Source organism: Franzmannia qiaohouensis, assembly GCF_031451695.1.
In the GTDB taxonomy this organism is placed as follows: domain Bacteria; phylum Pseudomonadota; class Gammaproteobacteria; order Pseudomonadales; family Halomonadaceae; genus Franzmannia; species Franzmannia qiaohouensis.
In genome coordinates, this window is the sequence record NZ_JARWAM010000005.1 from 143328 (window position 1) to 159306 (window position 15979).

At 64.3% G+C, this 15979-nt stretch carries 15 protein-coding genes; 8 read left to right on the top strand and 7 right to left on the bottom strand.

All coding sequences use genetic code 11. The features are described 5' to 3' along the window. The first annotated feature begins 128 nt into the window (after positions 1 to 128). The 6 genes from QC821_RS08140 to QC821_RS08165 all read left to right on the top strand — a co-directional run bounded on the left by QC821_RS08140 (position 129) and on the right by QC821_RS08165 (position 6412). Positions 129 to 1475: a Na+/H+ antiporter NhaC family protein gene (locus QC821_RS08140; RefSeq protein ID WP_309719490.1), complete on the top strand. Its 1347-nt coding sequence runs from the start codon at positions 129 to 131 to the stop codon at positions 1473 to 1475. 8 nt (positions 1476 to 1483) lie between these two features. Further along, a complete protein-coding gene (gene aguA, locus QC821_RS08145) occupies positions 1484 to 2710 on the top strand; it encodes an agmatine deiminase (protein WP_309719492.1) in 1227 nt (408 codons plus the stop codon). Continuing rightward, positions 2686 to 4143: a Na+/H+ antiporter NhaC family protein gene (locus QC821_RS08150; RefSeq protein WP_083700796.1), complete on the top strand. Its 1458-nt coding sequence runs from the start codon at positions 2686 to 2688 to the stop codon at positions 4141 to 4143. Before aguA ends, QC821_RS08150 begins: the two co-directional genes overlap by 25 nt. 10 nt (positions 4144 to 4153) lie before the next feature. Continuing rightward, complete coding sequence (locus tag QC821_RS08155; RefSeq protein ID WP_309719496.1) at positions 4154 to 5257, top strand: class II histone deacetylase; 1104 nt, start codon at positions 4154 to 4156, stop codon at positions 5255 to 5257. 22 nt (positions 5258 to 5279) lie between these two features. Next, positions 5280 to 6077 carry a helix-turn-helix transcriptional regulator gene (locus QC821_RS08160; protein ID WP_309719499.1) on the top strand — a complete coding sequence of 266 codons (798 nt, stop codon included), beginning with the start codon at positions 5280 to 5282 and terminating at the stop codon, positions 6075 to 6077. A gap of 89 nt (positions 6078 to 6166) precedes the next feature. Further along, positions 6167 to 6412 carry a hypothetical protein gene (locus QC821_RS08165; protein ID WP_309719502.1) on the top strand — a complete coding sequence of 82 codons (246 nt, stop codon included), beginning with the start codon at positions 6167 to 6169 and terminating at the stop codon, positions 6410 to 6412. 18 nt (positions 6413 to 6430) lie between these two features. Here QC821_RS08165 and QC821_RS08170 read toward each other — a convergent pair whose 3' ends face one another. From QC821_RS08170 to QC821_RS08200, 7 genes are all read right to left on the bottom strand, one after another. Continuing rightward, the gene (locus tag QC821_RS08170; RefSeq protein WP_309719504.1) at positions 6431 to 7129 is read right to left on the bottom strand and encodes an extensin-like domain-containing protein; all 699 of its coding nucleotides are present in this window, start codon (positions 7127 to 7129) and stop codon (positions 6431 to 6433) included. 122 nt (positions 7130 to 7251) lie between these two features. Further along, a complete protein-coding gene (locus QC821_RS08175) occupies positions 7252 to 8232 on the bottom strand; it encodes a TAXI family TRAP transporter solute-binding subunit (protein WP_309719507.1) in 981 nt (326 codons plus the stop codon). Between the two features lie 38 nt (positions 8233 to 8270). Next, positions 8271 to 8675 (bottom strand): carboxymuconolactone decarboxylase family protein, encoded by a 405-nt coding sequence (locus QC821_RS08180; protein ID WP_309719509.1) that lies wholly within the window; start codon positions 8673 to 8675, stop codon positions 8271 to 8273. 11 nt (positions 8676 to 8686) lie between these two features. Further along, complete coding sequence (locus QC821_RS08185; RefSeq protein ID WP_309719512.1) at positions 8687 to 9610, bottom strand: D-2-hydroxyacid dehydrogenase family protein; 924 nt, start codon at positions 9608 to 9610, stop codon at positions 8687 to 8689. Beyond that, positions 9607 to 11565, bottom strand: coding sequence for a TRAP transporter permease (locus tag QC821_RS08190; protein ID WP_309719515.1), 1959 nt, complete (start codon positions 11563 to 11565; stop codon positions 9607 to 9609). The genes QC821_RS08185 and QC821_RS08190 overlap by 4 nt, the downstream gene beginning before the upstream one ends. A gap of 102 nt (positions 11566 to 11667) precedes the next feature. Further along, complete coding sequence (locus QC821_RS08195) at positions 11668 to 12660, bottom strand: TAXI family TRAP transporter solute-binding subunit (protein WP_309719518.1); 993 nt, start codon at positions 12658 to 12660, stop codon at positions 11668 to 11670. Positions 12661 to 12883: 223 nt separating this feature from the next. Beyond that, complete coding sequence (locus tag QC821_RS08200; RefSeq protein ID WP_309719521.1) at positions 12884 to 13804, bottom strand: LysR family transcriptional regulator; 921 nt, start codon at positions 13802 to 13804, stop codon at positions 12884 to 12886. A gap of 240 nt (positions 13805 to 14044) precedes the next feature. Here QC821_RS08200 and QC821_RS08205 point away from each other — a divergent pair, with 240 nt between their 5' ends. Together QC821_RS08205 and QC821_RS08210 are read left to right on the top strand one after the other, a co-directional pair. After that, a complete protein-coding gene (locus QC821_RS08205; protein WP_309719524.1) occupies positions 14045 to 14728 on the top strand; it encodes a GntR family transcriptional regulator in 684 nt (227 codons plus the stop codon). A gap of 7 nt (positions 14729 to 14735) precedes the next feature. Further along, positions 14736 to 15926, top strand: coding sequence for a CaiB/BaiF CoA transferase family protein (locus QC821_RS08210; RefSeq protein ID WP_309719527.1), 1191 nt, complete (start codon positions 14736 to 14738; stop codon positions 15924 to 15926). Positions 15927 to 15979 lie beyond the last annotated feature (53 nt).

Here is a 15979-nt window from a genome sequence, read left to right on the forward strand (position 1 = left end):
TTGAGCAAACTGTCAACTCCGGTTGCTGTGCTCCGGCGGCGGCCAGCCCGTCTTCGCTCGCGACATAAATCGGCACCTTCTCGATTAAGAATCGAATAGCTACCACAACGATAAATAGAGAGTGTTGTATGGAAAGTTTTGGCGCCTGGAGCCTGCTCCCCACCGCCGTGGTGCTGGGCATGGCCGTTATCACCCGTCGCACCATCGAGTCGCTGCTGGCCGGGGCCCTGGTGGGCCTGCTGATGATCGACCCCACCACGGTGGTCACCCAGGGCTCGGATATCCTGCTCAGCGTGCTGGGCAACGACACCGTGACCTGGATCATCCTGGTCTGCGGCCTGTTCGGCAGCCTGATCGCCCTGCTGGTCAAGACCGGCGGCGTGCTCAGCTTCGGCGACGCCGTCACCAAGCGCATCCATAGCCGTCGCCAGAGCCTGCTGGCCACCTGGGTGCTGGGGCTGGTGATCTTCGTCGACGACTACCTCAATGCGCTGACCATCAGCGCCTCGATGAAGAAGATCACCGACCGCTTCCAGGTCTCGCGGGAGAAGCTCGCCTATATCGTCGACTCCACCGCGGCGCCGATCTGCATCCTGGTGCCCTTCTCCACCTGGGCGGTGTTCTTCGCCGGCCTGCTGGAGGAGAACGACGTTGCCGGCAACGGCATGGGCCTGTATATCGAGGCCATTCCGTACATGTTCTACGCCTGGGTGGCCGCCGCCGTGGTGCCCCTGGTGGCCATGGGCTGGATTCCCAACCTCGGCCCTATGAAGGCCGCCGAGGCCCGCGCCGCCGCCGGCCAGCTGATGCCGGACGGCGTCGACGACAACGCCCTGGAGGTGGAAGACAGCGGCAAGAAGCGCCCGCACCTGCTCAACTTCCTGCTGCCCATCGCCACCCTGATCTTCTTCACCTGGTACTTCGAGATCGACATCCTGCGCGGCGTCATCGTGGCGCTGGCCGTGACCCTGGTGCTGATCGCCGTCCAGCGGCTGCTGAGCTTCCACGACACCTTCGATACCGCCCTGGATGGCTTCAAGGCGATGATCATGCCGCTGGGCACCCTGGTGGCCGGCTTCACCCTCAAGGAGGTCAACGACGTGCTGGGGCTCACCGACTACGTGATCGCCACTGTCCAGCCGCTGATGAGCCCGGGGATGCTGCCGGCGGTGGTGTTCGTCACCATGGCCTTCCTGGCCTTCGCCACCGGCTCCTTCTGGGGCATCTTCGCCGTGGCCATGCCCATCGTGCTGCCGCTGGCCGCCAGCATGGATAGCCATATGCCGCTGGTGATCGGCGCGCTGATCTCGGCCAGCGCCTTCGGCAGCCACGCCTGCTTCTACGGCGACTCGACGGTGCTCTCCGCCCAGGGCAGCGGCTGTACGCCCATGGCCCACGCCCTGACCCAGTTGCCCTACGTACTGATCGCCGCCGTTATCGCCGCCGCGATCTTCCTGATGGTCGGCCACCTGTGAGAATCGCCATGCACCAGCCAATGCTCGACAGCCCCATCGCCGAGACCGCCACCCCGGCCGCCCTGGGGTTTCATATGCCCGCCGAGTTCGCCCCCCACGACGCCTGCTGGATGCTCTGGCCGCAGCGCCCCGACACCTGGCGCTACGGGGCCAAGCCGGCCCAGCAGGCCTTCGTCGCGGTGGCCTGCGCCATCGCCGAGAGCGAGACGGTGTTCGTCGGCGTCAACGACGAGCAGTACGAGAACGCCCGCCACCAGCTGCCCGCCCATATCCGCGTGGTGGAACTCTCCAGCAACGACGCCTGGATGCGCGACATGGGCCCCACCTTCCTGACCCACCCGGACGGCCGCCTGGCCATGGTCGACTGGGTGTTCAACGCCTGGGGCGGCCTCAAGGGGGGGCTCTACTTCCCCTGGGACAAGGACAAGCGCATCCGCACCAAGGTCGCCGAGATGCTCGGCATCCCGCGCTTCGAGGCGCCGGTGGTGTTGGAGGGCGGCGCCATCCACGTGGACGGCGAGGGCACCCTGATCACCACCGAGGAGTGCCTGCTCAACGCCAACCGCAACCCCGAGATGGGCCGCGAGGGGATGGAGACGGTGCTCAGGGAGTACCTGGGCATCGACAAGGTGATCTGGCTACCGCGCGGCTGCCACCTGGATGAGACCAACGGCCACGTGGACAACCTGTGCTGCTTCGTGGCCCCCGGCCAGGTGGCCCTGAGCTGGTGCGACGACGCCGCCGACCCCCAGGCCGCCATCTGCCGCGAGGCGCTGGCGGTGCTGGAGAGCGCCCGCGACGCCAAGGGCCGGCCGCTGAGCGTGCACAAGCTGCCCCAGCCGGGGCCGCTGACTATCGCCGAGGACGAGGCCAGCGGCCTGGATCGCCTCGACAGCTCCCACCCGCGCCAGCCCGGCGACCGCATGGCCGGCTCCTACGTCAACTTCTACATCGGCAACTCGGTGGTGGTGATGCCCTTCCTCGACCCCGCCCACGACGAGGAGGCCAAGGCGATCCTCCAGGGCCTCTTCCCCGACAAGCGGGTAATCGGCATCCCGGCCCGGGAGATCCTGCTCGGCGGCGGCAATATCCACTGCATCACCCAGCAGCAGCCGCGCGGTGAACCTGCGTTATCCCCTTGGGGACAATGCGGGCGACGCCCCAGCGGTGCTACCAATAGCAGACCGCATAACAACAAAGGTCATCTACCATGTCGCACAACGCTTCGGGCCTGACGGGCCGTTCTCAGCGCTTCGGCAGTGCCACCAAGGGCGGCCTGCTGTTTCTCGCTGTCGTGTTGGTCGCCAGCCTGAGCGGCTTCGCGCTGATCGATAGTGACTATTACGGGCTCTACAGCCTGCTCCCTACCACCGTGGTCATCAGCATGGCGCTGCTCACGCGGCGTACGCTGGAAGCCCTGCTGGCCGGAGCACTGAGCGGCTTCATCATGCTCTCGCCCAGCACCGCCGTACAGGACATGGCGGCCAGCGGCCTGGGGGTGATGCAGGACCCCACCATGGGCTGGATCATCCTGGTCTGCGGCCTGCTCGGCAGCCTGATTGGCCTGCTGCAGTTCGCGCGCGGCACGGAAGCGTTCAGTCGTGCCGCCGGACGCTACTTCACCACGCGCCGCAGTGCGCTGCTGGGCAGTGTCGGGCTCGGCGTGCTGATCTTCATCGATGACTACCTCAACGCCATGACCGTCTCGGCGGCGATGAAACGGCTGGCCGACAAGCTCAAGATATCGCGCTCGATGCTGGCCTATATCGTCGACTCGACCGCAGCGCCCATCTGCCTGATCATTCCCTTCTCCACCTGGGCCATCTACCTCTCGGGACTGCTGGAGAGCCATGACGTTGCCGACACCGGCCAGGGCTTCAGCTACTACCTGACGCTCATCCCCTATCTGTTCTACCCCTGGGTGGCGCTGATCGTGGTGCTGCTGGTCGCTGGCGGACTGATCCCGGCGCTGGGCAAGATGAAGCGTGCCGAACAGGGCGACGAAGAGCGGTTGCCCGAGAACAACGAAGAGGAAAATCCCGAGCAGTTCACGCATCGTCCCGCTAGGTTGATCAATTTCCTGCTGCCGATGGCAACGCTGATCTTCGCCACCTGGTGGTTCGAGATCGATGCACTGATCGGTGTGGCGTTCGCCCTGCTGGTGACCCTCGGGCTTTACGTGGCCCAGGACATGGCACCGCTCAACCGCCTGTTCGACGAGATCATCAAGGGACTGCAGTTCATGCTGGTGCCGCTGGGTATCGTCTTCGCCGCCTTCATCCTGCAGGACGTCAACGAGCAATTGAGCCTGGCCGAGACACTGATCGACTGGGTCATGCCGGTCATGGCGGGTCAGTGGCTGCCAGCAGTGACCTTCGTGATACTCGCCGGCCTCGCCTTTGCCACCGGCTCCTTCTGGGGCGTCTATGCCATTGCCTTTCCCATCGTGGTTCCGCTGGCGCTCGCCACCGGCGCCTCGCTGCCACTGACCCTAGGCGCCATGATCTCGGCGGGAGCCTTTGGTTCGCACGCCTGCTTCTTCGGCGACTCCACGGTATTGAGCGCCCGTGGCTGCAGTGTGACGCCGCTGCAGCACGCCCTGACCCAGCTTCCCTATGTCTTGATCGCCGCGGCCTTTAGTGTGCTGCTATTCATCGTCCTGGCCTGAGGAGTCGACCATGCCACGCACCGGGTTTGCCTTTCATGAACACTGCATGTGGCACGATACCGGCCCGTGTTCGATCTTCGACGCCCCGGGAGAGTTCGTGCAACCCGCCGCCGCGGCAGAGCATCCAGAGACCAAGCGGCGCCTGCGTAACCTGCTGGAGATGAGTGGCCTGATCGATGAGCTGGTCCTGCTCAAGGGTGAACCGGCGAGCGAGGAGGACCTGCTGCGCTTTCACACCTCCGCCTACCTCGACCGGCTGGCAGAGATGAGCGAGCGCGGTTTCGGTGATGCTGGCGAGTGCGCGCCGCTGCGCAAGGACAGCTACACCATCGCCCGCCGCTCCACTGGGCAGGCGATGATCGCCATGCAAGCGGTGCTTAGCGGCCGCTGCGACAACGCCTATGCGCTGTGCCGACCACCTGGCCACCACGCCGAGCGTGACCGAGGCCGGGGCTTCTGCCTGCTGGGCAATATCCCGGTGGCGATCATGGCGATGATGGCGCGCCATCCGCTGAGGCGCGTCGCGGTCATCGACTGGGATGTACATCATGGCAATGGCACCCAGCAAGCGTTCTGGGAGCGTGATGATGTATTGGCCATCTCGCTCCACCATGACAACAACTATCCTCAGGATAGTGGCCACCTCAGCGAGCGCGGCGAGGGTGCCGGATTCGGCTATACCCTCAACGTGCCGCTACCTGCCGGGAGCGGGATCGGTGCCTATATGGCGGCCCTAGACGAGGTGGTCATACCGGCACTCACTCGCTATCGGCCCGAGCTGATCGTGGTAGCCTGCGGCTTCGACGCCAGCGCCATGGACCCCCTCGGCTGCATGCTGCTCAACAGCGGCGCCTATGCAACCATGACCCAGAAGCTATTGAACGCCGCCGAACGGCTCTGCTCCGGGCGATTGGTCATGGTCCACGAAGGCGGTTACTCGGAAGGCTATGTGCCGTTTTGTGGCCACGCAGTGATTCAGACACTGGCCGCGAGTCAGACCGAGGCCTACGATCCGATGGACGCTGAAATCGCCCGCTGGGGGCAACAAACGCTACAGCAACACCAGCAGCCTTGGATCGACCAGGCCGCCGCGCTAGTGGAGGATATTCGCTAGGCTTCTAACAGGCTGATATACCATGCACGAGTCCCGTCACGCCGCCAAACCTCCCGCCAGCCTGACGCCTGTCGCCAAACTGGCGGGGCTGGTACGCTCGCCGGATTTTCTCGATGGGTTGGGGGAGGTACTGGCGGCTTACTTTCCCGGCATCAGCTATGCGGCCTTCCACTTTTCCGCCCGGGGTCGCCCCGCCATCCTGGCACACAATCTCGATGCCACGCGCCATCAACGCGTTCTCATACCGTACATAGAACGCATGTATTTGCTCGATCCGATATTCCAGCACTGGGAGCGACACCGTGCCCGCGGCGTGTGGTCATTGGATGAACTGGCGCCAGCCGGGTTTCGAGACAGCGACTATTTCGCCACCTACTACCGCGAGCTGGGACTGAATGACGAAGCCGGGGCCTTCTTTCCCCTGACCGAGCACGACTGCTTGTCGCTCTCCTTCGGTTTCTATCGACCCTTGGCCACGCCGGCACCCGACGACGTGCTCGCCGTGCTGACCTACCTCTTCCCCTTGCTGGAATCGCTGATAGGCCAGTTCTGGCTGGCCAGCAGCCTGCACCTTCCCAGCATCGACGACCAGGCTCCCAGCCAATTGCACGATTTCGGTCGCGATGTACTCAGCGACCGTGAGCGCGACGTGGCTTGGCTAATCCTGCGCGGCTACAGCTCACCGGAGATTGCCCGACAGCTGGGCATCACCCAAGGGACGGTCAAGAACCACCGCAAGCGCCTCTACAGTCGGCTCAACATCAGTAGTCAGGGCGAGCTTTTCCGCCAGTTCATGCTATTCCAGCAGCCTCACTCCTGACCCCACATTGCCCCAACGCCCATCTGCTTCTAGGGTGAAAAGGCACACCATGGAAAAGGAGAGCTGGTATGCATGTGCACGGAGCAAAGATGCGTCACAAGACCCGCGGCCTGCTGAGCCTGGCGGCCATCGCCTTGACTGCGCTGGTGCTGGCCGGCTGCGGCGCCACCACCGGCGAACGCGCCGCCAGCGGTGCCGGCGTCGGGGCCGCGGCGGGTGCCGGGGCAGGCGCCGCCACCGGCGGCAGTGTCACCCGCGGTGCCGTGATTGGCGCTGGCGTGGGTGCCGCCGCCGGGGCGCTGACCGACGAGGAGGATATCGATCTCAGCCAGTGACCTCAGCCACAGGATCCCCTAGCGGCACAGCCGGAAGCCGCGCATGCCGAAGTGGAAGTGATCGGCATGCGCGGCGTTGTAGTCCGGTCCCAGCACGTTGCCGAAGATATCGCAGGCGCCGTCCCGCGCCTCGCGCAAAAACGCCCCTGCCTCGCCGTCATCGTCCCAGTCGCCTAGCAGCGTAATGCGCCGCCCGTCGGCGAAGCCGAACCCCGCCACGTCGAACGCTTCGGCAGTGGCATGTTCGCTCAGGCGCCCGGTCTCACGGCCGTAGACGTTGCGGCAGCTGTAGCTGCCGTAGTGCTCGACGCTTGTCACGCGGCTGCCGAACACCTCCTCGGCGGCGGGCTGCAGACGCTGGCGCTCGTAGATGACCCAGGCCAGTGCCAGCGGGCAGCTGGCGACGAAGCTGGCGTTGAAGTCGACCCCGCTGCCCTGGACCCGCACCACGTTCGCAAGCGGGCACCCCGCCACCGGCTCATGGTCGTCCAGCGCGGTATAGGCAAACTCACCGTCGGGCACCGTATCCAGCGCCGCCAGGCAGCCCTGTCGGTCGTCGGCCAGCTGGCGCAGCTTCCATTTGCTGACCGGCGTCAGCGGGTCATCCACCGCCAACGGCTCCCAGGGCGCCCAGTGCCGGGGCACCGCCTCCCAGACGCGCTGGTGCGCCGCGGTCACCGCCACGGCGATAATCAACAACACAATGAACTTGCCCATTCACTACCACCGGCGAAAGATTCGCCTCCAGCCTAAGCGCTGTGGCTCGCCGATGCGATAACCCCGGATAGCAGCAGGCCGCCCTGGGCGGCCTGTTAATAGAGTGGGATTAGATACAAGACCTACTGCGACTCGGGCGGCATGGCCGCCTCGGGAATCTCCAGGCCGGCCTCCTGGTAGTAGCGCAGCGCGCCTGGATGCAGCGGCGTGGTGGTGTTGTCGAGGGCGATCTGCGCCGTCATGCCCTCCACCGGGGCGAAGCTCTCGGCGATGGCCTCGACGTTCTCCCAGTAGGCGCGGGTCAGGTCGTAGGCGGTCTCCTCGCCCATGCTGCTGTTGGCCACGATGCCGATGAAGGTGCCCAGGGTGGTGGCCTCGGGCATGTCGCGGTAGGTCTCGGCGGGAATGGTCGCCGGTGACAGGAACGGCAGCGCTTCGGTCACTGCCTCGAGCTGCTCGTCGCTGAACGACAGGATATGCAGCGGCCGCGACGAGTGCACCTCGGTGAAGGCCGGGATCGGCGGCACGCCGTTGTAGCTGAAGCCGACGATGCGCCCGTCGACCACCGCTTCGGCGGCATCGTCCATGCGCATGCGCTGGAAGTCGGGCTGGATGCCGAGCACCTCGAACACCATGTCGGTGATGTACTCGCCGCCGCCGCCAATGCTGCTGGGGTTGAAGCGCTCGCCCTCGAGGTCCTCGAAGGTCTCGATATTGCGATCCTGGCGCACCGCCCAGTGCATGGTAGAGGGCGCGACCCAGGTGATCACCCGCATGTCGGGGTTATGGTGGTCGGTCTGCTGGCCTTCACCATGGTAGCCCTCGTAGGCGCCGATGGCGTCGATCAGCGCCAGGTCGATCTCACCGCCGCGCAGGCGAATGGCGTTCTCTCGCGAACCGCCGGTCTCGCGTACCGAGATCTCGTGGTCGGTGGCGCCGCTGACGATGCGCGAGACCTCGGAGTAGCCGAAGTACCAGCCGCTGGCGCTGGGCGCCACGCCGATGCTCAGCGACTCGCCGGCCAGCGCCGGGGTAGCGGCAACCAGGGCCGCGGACATCAGCGCCGTGCCCAGGTGGCGGCGCAGGGATAGGGTGGCGTGCATGATCCTTCCTCCTGTCTGGTTGTTATTGCTGCACTGTCTCACTCGCCATCGCGGAACGCGATGCCCTCTTCGGCGAGTACCTCACGAGCCACGCGGAAACCGTCGATGGCCGCCGGGAAGCCGCAGTAGGCAGCGCTCTGCAGCAGCACCTCGCGGATTTCCGCCGGCGTGCAGCCGTTGTTGAGCGCGCCCTTGAGGTGAATCTTGAGCTCATGGGGGCGGTTGAGGGCCACCATCATGCCCAGGTTGACCAGGCTGCGAGTCTGCCGCGGCAGGCCCTCGCGGGTCCAGATATCGCCCCAGCAGTTGCGGGTCACCAGCTCCTGCAGCGGCCAGCTGAAGTCGTCGGCGCCGTCCAGCGAGCGGTCGACGTAGGCATCCCCCAGCACCTCGCGGCGCGCAGCGATCCCCTGCGGGTCGAGCTCGTCGTTACGATGGCTCATGGTGCATCTCCTTACTCGCTGGCGGCGGCCAGCAGGTTGTCGAAGGCATCGCCGAAGTAGAGTTCGTAGCTATCCTTCTCGACGTAGCCCAGGTGCGGCGTGGCCACCAGCCCCGGCAGGGCCAGCATGGGATGCTCGAACAGCGGTTCCTGCTCGAAGACATCGATGCCGGCGCGTCCGGGGCGGCCAGCGCGCAGCGCTGCCTCCAGCGCTCCGGAGGCGATCAGCTCGGCGCGGCTGGTGTTGATCAACACCGCCTCGGGCTGCATCAGCGCCAGATGCTCTGCGCCGACGATGCCGCGGGTGTCGTCGTTGAGGCGCAGATGCAGGCTGAGCACGTCGCTGCGAGCGAACAGCTCGTCCTGGCTGGCGGCGACTTCGAGTCCCGCCTCGGCGGCGCGCTGGCGAGTCCCCTCGCGGCCCCACACCAACACGGGCATACCGAAGGCCTGGCCGTAGCCAGCCACCAGCTTGCCGATCTTGCCATAGCCGAAAATGCCCAGGGTGCGCCCCTTGAGCCCGGTGCCCAGGGTGCGCTGCCAGCGCCCCGCCTTGAGGTTCTCGACCTCTTGTGGAATGTGGCGAGTTGCCGCCATCACCAGGCCCCAGGTCAGTTCGGCAGCGGCCACCGGCGAGCCGGTACCGGTCACCACCTTGACCCCGTGGCGCGCGCAGGCGTCTTGGTCGATATGGGCCGCACCACCGCCGGTCTGGCTGATATAGCGCAGCTTGGGCAGCCTCGACAGCAGCGCCTCGGTGATCCAGGTCCGCTCGCGGATCAGCACCAACGCCTCGGCGTCCTTGAAGCGCTCGGCCAGGGCATCGATATTGGTCAGGGTGTCGTGGTGGATCGTCACCTCATGGCCCTCGAGCTTGCCGAAGGCGTCCAGGGTGCGTACTACGTCTTGATAGTCGTCGGGGATCACGATCTTCATTGCGCGGGTTCCTTGCCTGCTGCTGGTGAGGAGGAGCGAGATAGCGTCGCCCGATGGTGGCGATATTGCCAGCCAAACAGGCCAACGATCAGCACGATGCCGATCACGTCGGTGACCAGCTGGCCGGTGATCAACATCAGCGCCGCGGCCAATAGCAGCCCGCGCTCGAGCCAACTGCAGGGGCGCAGGAAGTAGCCGATGGTCGAGCCGGCCAGGGCGATGATCCCCAATACCCCGGAACCAACCGCCAGCGCGATCTCCAGCGGCGTGCCGTTGCCCAGCAGCGGCGGGTGGTAGATGAACATATAGGGAATCAGGAAGCCGCCCAGCGAGATCTTGGTGGCCGTCAGCGCGGTCTTGAACCAGTGCGACCCGGCAATCGCCCCACCGATATAGGCCGCCAACGCCACCGGCGGCGTCACCCCGGAGAGAATCGCGAAGTAGAGGATGAACAGGTGAGACGAGAGACTCGGCAAGCCGGCTTCGATAAACGCCGCCGCCACTACCGAGGCCGCCAGCATATAGGCAGCCACCGTGGGTAGACCCATGCCGAGAATGATCGCCACCACCATGGCTAATACCAGGGTGATCAAGACATCACCGCCGCTGACCACCAGGATCACCGAGGAGACCTTGAGGCCCAGGCCGGTAAGGCTGATCACCGAGGCGATGATCGCCACGCTGCCGATGATCACCGCAATCATCGCCGCGGTCATGGCGCCGGCCTCGAGGGCCGCCGGTAGCGACTTGATGCGCTCCCACAGGGTGCCCGGACTGCGCCACGAGAACAGATAGATCGCTACCGCCGTGAAGTAGGCCGCCACCGCCGCGGTGGTCGGGGTATAGCGCAGCACCAGCATCGTCACCAGCACCGCGATCGGCACCAACAGGGTCTCGATGTTGAACAGCCCCTCGCGCAGCGTCGGGCGCTGCGACTTGGGCACCGGGTTGAGGCCTAGCCGCTTGGCCTCGAAGTGCACGCTCATCCAGATCGCCAGGTAGAAAAGCAGCGCCGGGATCAGCGCGGCACCGATGATCTCCAGATAGCTGGTCGAGATCACATCGGCCATGACGAAGGCCGCCGCGCCCATGATCGGTGGCAGGATCTGCCCGCCGGTGGATGCCGAGGCCTCGGTGGCTGCGGCAAAGCGCGGGCTATAGCCATTTTTCTTCATCAGCGGGATGGTGAACACCCCGGTGGTGGCCACGTTGGCCGCGGTACTGCCACTGATGCTGCCGAACAGCGCGCTGCACAGGGTAGCGGCCTTGGCCGGCCCCCCTGACATGCGTCCGGTGGCGGCATTGGAGAGGCGCATGAAGGTATCGCCGCCGCCAGTGGTGACCAGCAGCGCGCCGAACATGATGAAGATCACGATCACCGTCGACGAGGTACGCATCAGGCTGCCATAGATCCCGGTGGGGCTCATGTAGAAAGTCGCCACCAGGTCCGCCCAGCCGTAACCGCCGTGGCCCCACACACCAGGCAAATAGCGCCCGAAATAGGCGTAGGCCAGCGCCACCAGCACCAGCACCGGAAACGCCAGGCCGATGGCCCGTCGGCACGCCTCCAGCAGTAGCAGGATGGCGGCGATACCGAAGAACAGATCGGCAGTGGTCGGCATCAGATAGCCGAGATCATAGAGGATACGGTCGAAGTGATAGATGTAGTAGGCGCTGATCGCTACCCCTACCACTACCGGGATCACGTCGTACCAGGGCAATCGATCGCTATCGCGCACTCGACAGGTGTAGGCCAGGAAAATCAGCGGCAGAGCGAACATCAGGTGGATCGCGTTCTGAGTGTTGACCGCACCAGTGATCGCCGCATAGAGGTGAAACACGGCCATGGACACGGCGGTGACGCGCATGACCAGGAACCAGATGCCGGTCAGCTTGCGCTTTCCAGCATCCTCAGCATATTTCTCGACAACCTGCTGCTCTCGAGGCGTATCCATTTCTTAACTCCCGCATCAGCGAATCTACGCCGCCGACGACGAATGGATGTAATCAAACGATACCCCGCCGACGGCCTGGCCGCCGACGGGGCAGTGACGGTGTTACTGCGCCTCGGGGGGAATTACCTCATCGGGAATCTCCAGCCCGAGCTCCTGATAGTAGCGCAGGGCGCCAGCGTGGAGTGGGAAGGTCGCATTGTCGATCACGTCCTGTGGAGTGACACCATCGGCCGGGGCAAAGGACGCCGCCACCTGCTCATGGTTCTCCCAGTAAGCCTTGGTGATCTCATAGACGATATCGTCGTCGAGGCTGGCATTGGCGGCCACACCCATATAGATGCCCAGCGACGTGGCCTCCTCCATATCGCGGTAGGTGCCGGCCGGGATCACCGATGGCGCCAGGAACGGTAGTTCTTCGGTCACCAGATCGAGCTGCTCCTGGCTGAGCGACAGCAGCTGCAGCGGACGCGACGAGTGCACCTCGGTGAAGGCCGGGATCGGCGGCACGCCGTTATAGCTGAAGCCTACCAGGCGTCCGTCGGTCACGCCCTCGGCGGCATCATCGATGCGCATGCGCTGGAAATCGGGCTCGACACCGAGGATATCGAATACCAGTTCGGTAATGTACTCACCGCCGCCGCCGATGCTACTAGGGTTGAAGCGCTGGCCGTTGAGGTCTTCGAAGGTCTCGATATTCGAGTCCTGGCGCACCGCCCAGTGCATGGTCGAGGGCGCGATCCAGTAGACCAGGCGGGCATTTTCGTTAGGCGTATCCTCGAAGCGGCCAATGCCGTTGTACATTTCGTAGCCGACCAGTGCCTCGGTAAAGGCCAGATCCAGCTCATCACGCCCCAGGCGGATGGCGTTCTCACGAGTGCCGCCGGTCTCGCGCACCGAGATCTCGTAGGGGGTGTTGGCGCTGATCACTCTGGCACCTTCAGAGATGCCGAAGAACCAGCCGGTGCCGGTGGGCACGGCACCGATGTTCAATGACTCCTGAGCCTGGGCGACGCCGGCGGTGATGCTGCCGACCGCGAGCAGGGAGATTGGCAACAACTGGCGGGCCTTGCGGAAGGTTTTGAGCGTAGCGTTCATCGGGTTTACCTCGACTGTGTTGTTATAAAGAACATTTCAACAATGGATCTATGTGATAGTCGTGTCTCGGCGTCCGTTCGGTTTGGCGTAAATGGCCTCCTTGGGCAACCACTGGCCCTTGCTCAGAATATAGTGGAGTCGCCAAAGGGGTTGAAGATGTAAAATCATTCCAAGGAATAGTGATTCATGACCCCGCCATCGCGAAATACGATGGCAAAAAATCTCAGGCACTATCTATAAGCTCCAGCTTGTTTTGCTGCGAAGACTCCAGCAGATGCTCGACGAAAAGACGTGCTGCCATGGGCAAGGATTCCAACGAGTTGACGAAAATAGCCAGCTTGCGCCTGGCCCACTCATCGTGCAGTGCAATCACCTTGATCCCGATCCCTCCGGCATAGGGACGCAGTGCACCGCGCGGCACCACACCAATCCCCAACCCCGCCTCCACCATCACACACAATGCGTCATAACTGGTCACCTGAATGCGGATATTCAGCGGCCGATTGGCCTGGCTGGAAGCCTTGATCAGTTCAAGATTAATAGCACTCGCCGACTGCAAACCGACATAGGCATACCCCAAGGTTTCTTCGAAACGAATACTGTCGTTGACTGCCAACGGGTGATCATGGGGCGCCACCACCACCAACTCATCGGTGTGATAAGGGAAGGTTTCCAGATTATGGCCATGGGGCAGCAGCGCACAGACACCGACATCGGCCCCATTGCCTGCCACCTCACGGGTGATGATAGGGCTGACCTTTTCCTCGAGATGAATATTGATTTCCGGATGCTTTAGAAAAAAAGACTGTATCTCACCTGGAAGATATTGGGTAATGGCCGACATATTGGCATAGACCCGAACATTACCGCGAACGCCGCTAGAATACTCGCGCATTTGCACGAAGATATCGTCGAGATTATGCAGCACTCCTCGTGCCATATTGAGCAGGGCAATACCTGCGGCTGTCAGCTCGACCCCCTTATTGGTACGCAACAATAACGGGGTATTGAATACCTCTTCCAGCTCGCTGATGCGCTTGCTAACCGCCGAGGTAGCGATGAATTCAGCCTCTGCGGCAGCGGCGATAGTGCCCTTCTCGGCGACTCGGACGAACAGCTTGAGTGAGGTGGTATCAAGCTTCATGGCAGCGTCTCACCTCGGTCCCTCATCAGCGGATCGCCGGGCCATCATGCACCGCTTGGTGGTTGCGGTCTCGGCGCTGTCGTTATGTGAAGAGGTGGGCTTAACCTAAAATGGTATACAACTCTTCTCGTTTTGATGCCAATATAGGCCTATATTGTGCGATATTTCAAATAATCGTACACAATAATCGATACGACCTTAGTCCTGCTTCGTCGCGCCATGCCCGACACGGAGTTCGCCATGACCGCCGCAGACCGCGTCTACGCCATCATCAAGCAGCGCATCCTCGACGGGCAGTATCCAGCCGACAGCTATGTCCGTGAGGCCACCATCGGCCACGAACTGGAGCTCAGCCGCACGCCGATCCGCGAGGCCCTGCGCCGGCTAGTGTCCGACGGCTGGGTCGAGGTGATCCCCCACCACGGGGCGCGGGTGGTCTCCTGGACCCAACGCGACGTGGAAGAGGTCTTCGAGCTACGCGTGCTGCTCGAACCCCAGGTGGTAAGGCGCGCGGCCTCGCGTATCGACGCCACGCAGCTCGATTCGCTGGGCGAGCTGGCCTGCCATATGGAGCAGCTCTGCGAGCGCGGCGACGACCAGGCCATCGACGAGATCGCCGGGCTCAACAACCGTTTTCACGCCGAGCTGATCACCGCCGCCGACAGCCCGCGACTGCAGCGTCTACTCGAAGCCATCGTGCAGGTGCCGGTGTCGCGGCGCAGCTTCCATCACTACAGCGACGAAGAGCTCCACGGCAGCATGCGCCACCACCGCGAGATCATCCGCGCGCTGGCGGCCGGCGACGGTGAGTGGGCGGCATCGGTGATGCGCGCACACATCCTTGCCGCCCGCGCTGCGCAGTTGCATCCCCCGGCGCGCCAGGCCCATGAATCACAACAACAGCAACGCCGCTCAGCGAGGTGACACTCCCATGCAACCCCTCGACGACATTCGCGTCATCGAACTCGGCCAACTGATCGCTGGCCCCTACTGCGGCCAGATTCTTGCCGACTTCGGTGCCGAACTGATCAAGATAGAACCCCCGGTCAAGGGCGACGCCATGCGCCAGTGGGGCCAGCGCGACGCTGACGGCAACACCCTGTGGTGGCCGATCATCGCCCGCAACAAGCACTCCATGACCCTCGACCTGAGGACCGCCGACGGCCAGTCAGTGCTGCGCGACATGGTCGCTCACGCTGACGTGCTGGTGGAGAACTTCCGCCCTGGCACCATGGAGCGCTGGGGACTCGACTATGACAGCCTGGCGGCGATCAACCCACGCCTGATCATGGTCCGCGTCACCGGCTTCGGCCAGAGCGGCCCCTACGCCAGCCGCGCCGGCTACGCCTCGGTGTGCGAGGCGATGGGCGGGTTGCGCTACGTATCGGGCTACCCCGATCGCCCGCCGGTGCGGGTGGGGGTCTCGCTGGGCGATACCCTGGCCGGCATCAACGCCGCCATGGGCACCATGATGGCGCTCCATGAGCGGCATCGCAGCGGCCGCGGACAGGTGGTCGACAGCGCCATCTTCGAATCGGTGTTCGGCGTCATGGAAAGCCTGGTCTCGGAATATGCCCGCGCCGACTACACCCGCGAGCGCGCCGGCAGCTTCCTGCCCGGCATTGCACCGTCCAACGCCTATCCCTGCGGCGACGGCCGCGACATCATCATCGGCGCCAACCAGGACAGCGTGTTCGCCCGCCTTTGCCAGGCCATGGGCCAGCCGGAGCTGGCCAGCGACCCGCGCTTCATCGACCACCAGGCCCGCGGCGAGCACCAGCACGCCCTCGACGCGCTGATCAGCGACTGGACCCTCCGCCACGACGCCGACCAACTGGTCGAGCAGCTTGCCGACCAGGGCGTTCCTGCCGGGCTGGTCTACCGCGCCGCGGAGATGCTCGAGGACCCCCACTTCAGGGCCCGCGAGACGATCATCGAGCGCCAAGATGCCAGCGGCCAGCCGCTACCGATGCAGAACGTCTTCCCGCGATTGTCGCGCACGCCGGGCGTGGTCAAGCACTGCGGGCCCAGCCTCGGCGAGCACACCCAGCGCGTTCTCGAGGAGTGGCTGGAATACTCGCCGCAACGCATCGACGCCCTGCGCCAGCAGGGTGTGATCTAGACAACAAAGACGATATCCCGATCCGACTCGACCACAACAACATCCCCGAGGCA

Bases quoted from the DNA above. Each gene is read 5' to 3' on its own strand.
- QC821_RS08165 (WP_309719502.1), top strand. From the start codon at position 6,167: ATGCGTCACAAGACCCGCGGCCTGCTGAGCCTGGCGGCCATCGCCTTG.
- QC821_RS08140 (WP_309719490.1), top strand. From the start codon at position 129: ATGGAAAGTTTTGGCGCCTGGAGCCTGCTCCCCACCGCCGTGGTGCTG.
- QC821_RS08155 (WP_309719496.1), top strand. From the start codon at position 4,154: ATGCCACGCACCGGGTTTGCCTTTCATGAACACTGCATGTGGCACGAT.
- QC821_RS08160 (WP_309719499.1), top strand. From the start codon at position 5,280: ATGCACGAGTCCCGTCACGCCGCCAAACCTCCCGCCAGCCTGACGCCT.
- QC821_RS08205 (WP_309719524.1), top strand. From the start codon at position 14,045: ATGACCGCCGCAGACCGCGTCTACGCCATCATCAAGCAGCGCATCCTC.
- QC821_RS08150 (WP_083700796.1), top strand. From the start codon at position 2,686: ATGTCGCACAACGCTTCGGGCCTGACGGGCCGTTCTCAGCGCTTCGGC.
- QC821_RS08185 (WP_309719512.1), bottom strand. From the start codon at position 9,610: ATGAAGATCGTGATCCCCGACGACTATCAAGACGTAGTACGCACCCTG.
- QC821_RS08210 (WP_309719527.1), top strand. From the start codon at position 14,736: ATGCAACCCCTCGACGACATTCGCGTCATCGAACTCGGCCAACTGATC.
- QC821_RS08195 (WP_309719518.1), bottom strand. From the start codon at position 12,660: ATGAACGCTACGCTCAAAACCTTCCGCAAGGCCCGCCAGTTGTTGCCA.
- QC821_RS08190 (WP_309719515.1), bottom strand. From the start codon at position 11,565: ATGGATACGCCTCGAGAGCAGCAGGTTGTCGAGAAATATGCTGAGGAT.
- aguA (WP_309719492.1), top strand. From the start codon at position 1,484: ATGCACCAGCCAATGCTCGACAGCCCCATCGCCGAGACCGCCACCCCG.
- QC821_RS08170 (WP_309719504.1), bottom strand. From the start codon at position 7,129: ATGGGCAAGTTCATTGTGTTGTTGATTATCGCCGTGGCGGTGACCGCG.
- QC821_RS08200 (WP_309719521.1), bottom strand. From the start codon at position 13,804: ATGAAGCTTGATACCACCTCACTCAAGCTGTTCGTCCGAGTCGCCGAG.
- QC821_RS08180 (WP_309719509.1), bottom strand. From the start codon at position 8,675: ATGAGCCATCGTAACGACGAGCTCGACCCGCAGGGGATCGCTGCGCGC.
- QC821_RS08175 (WP_309719507.1), bottom strand. From the start codon at position 8,232: ATGCACGCCACCCTATCCCTGCGCCGCCACCTGGGCACGGCGCTGATG.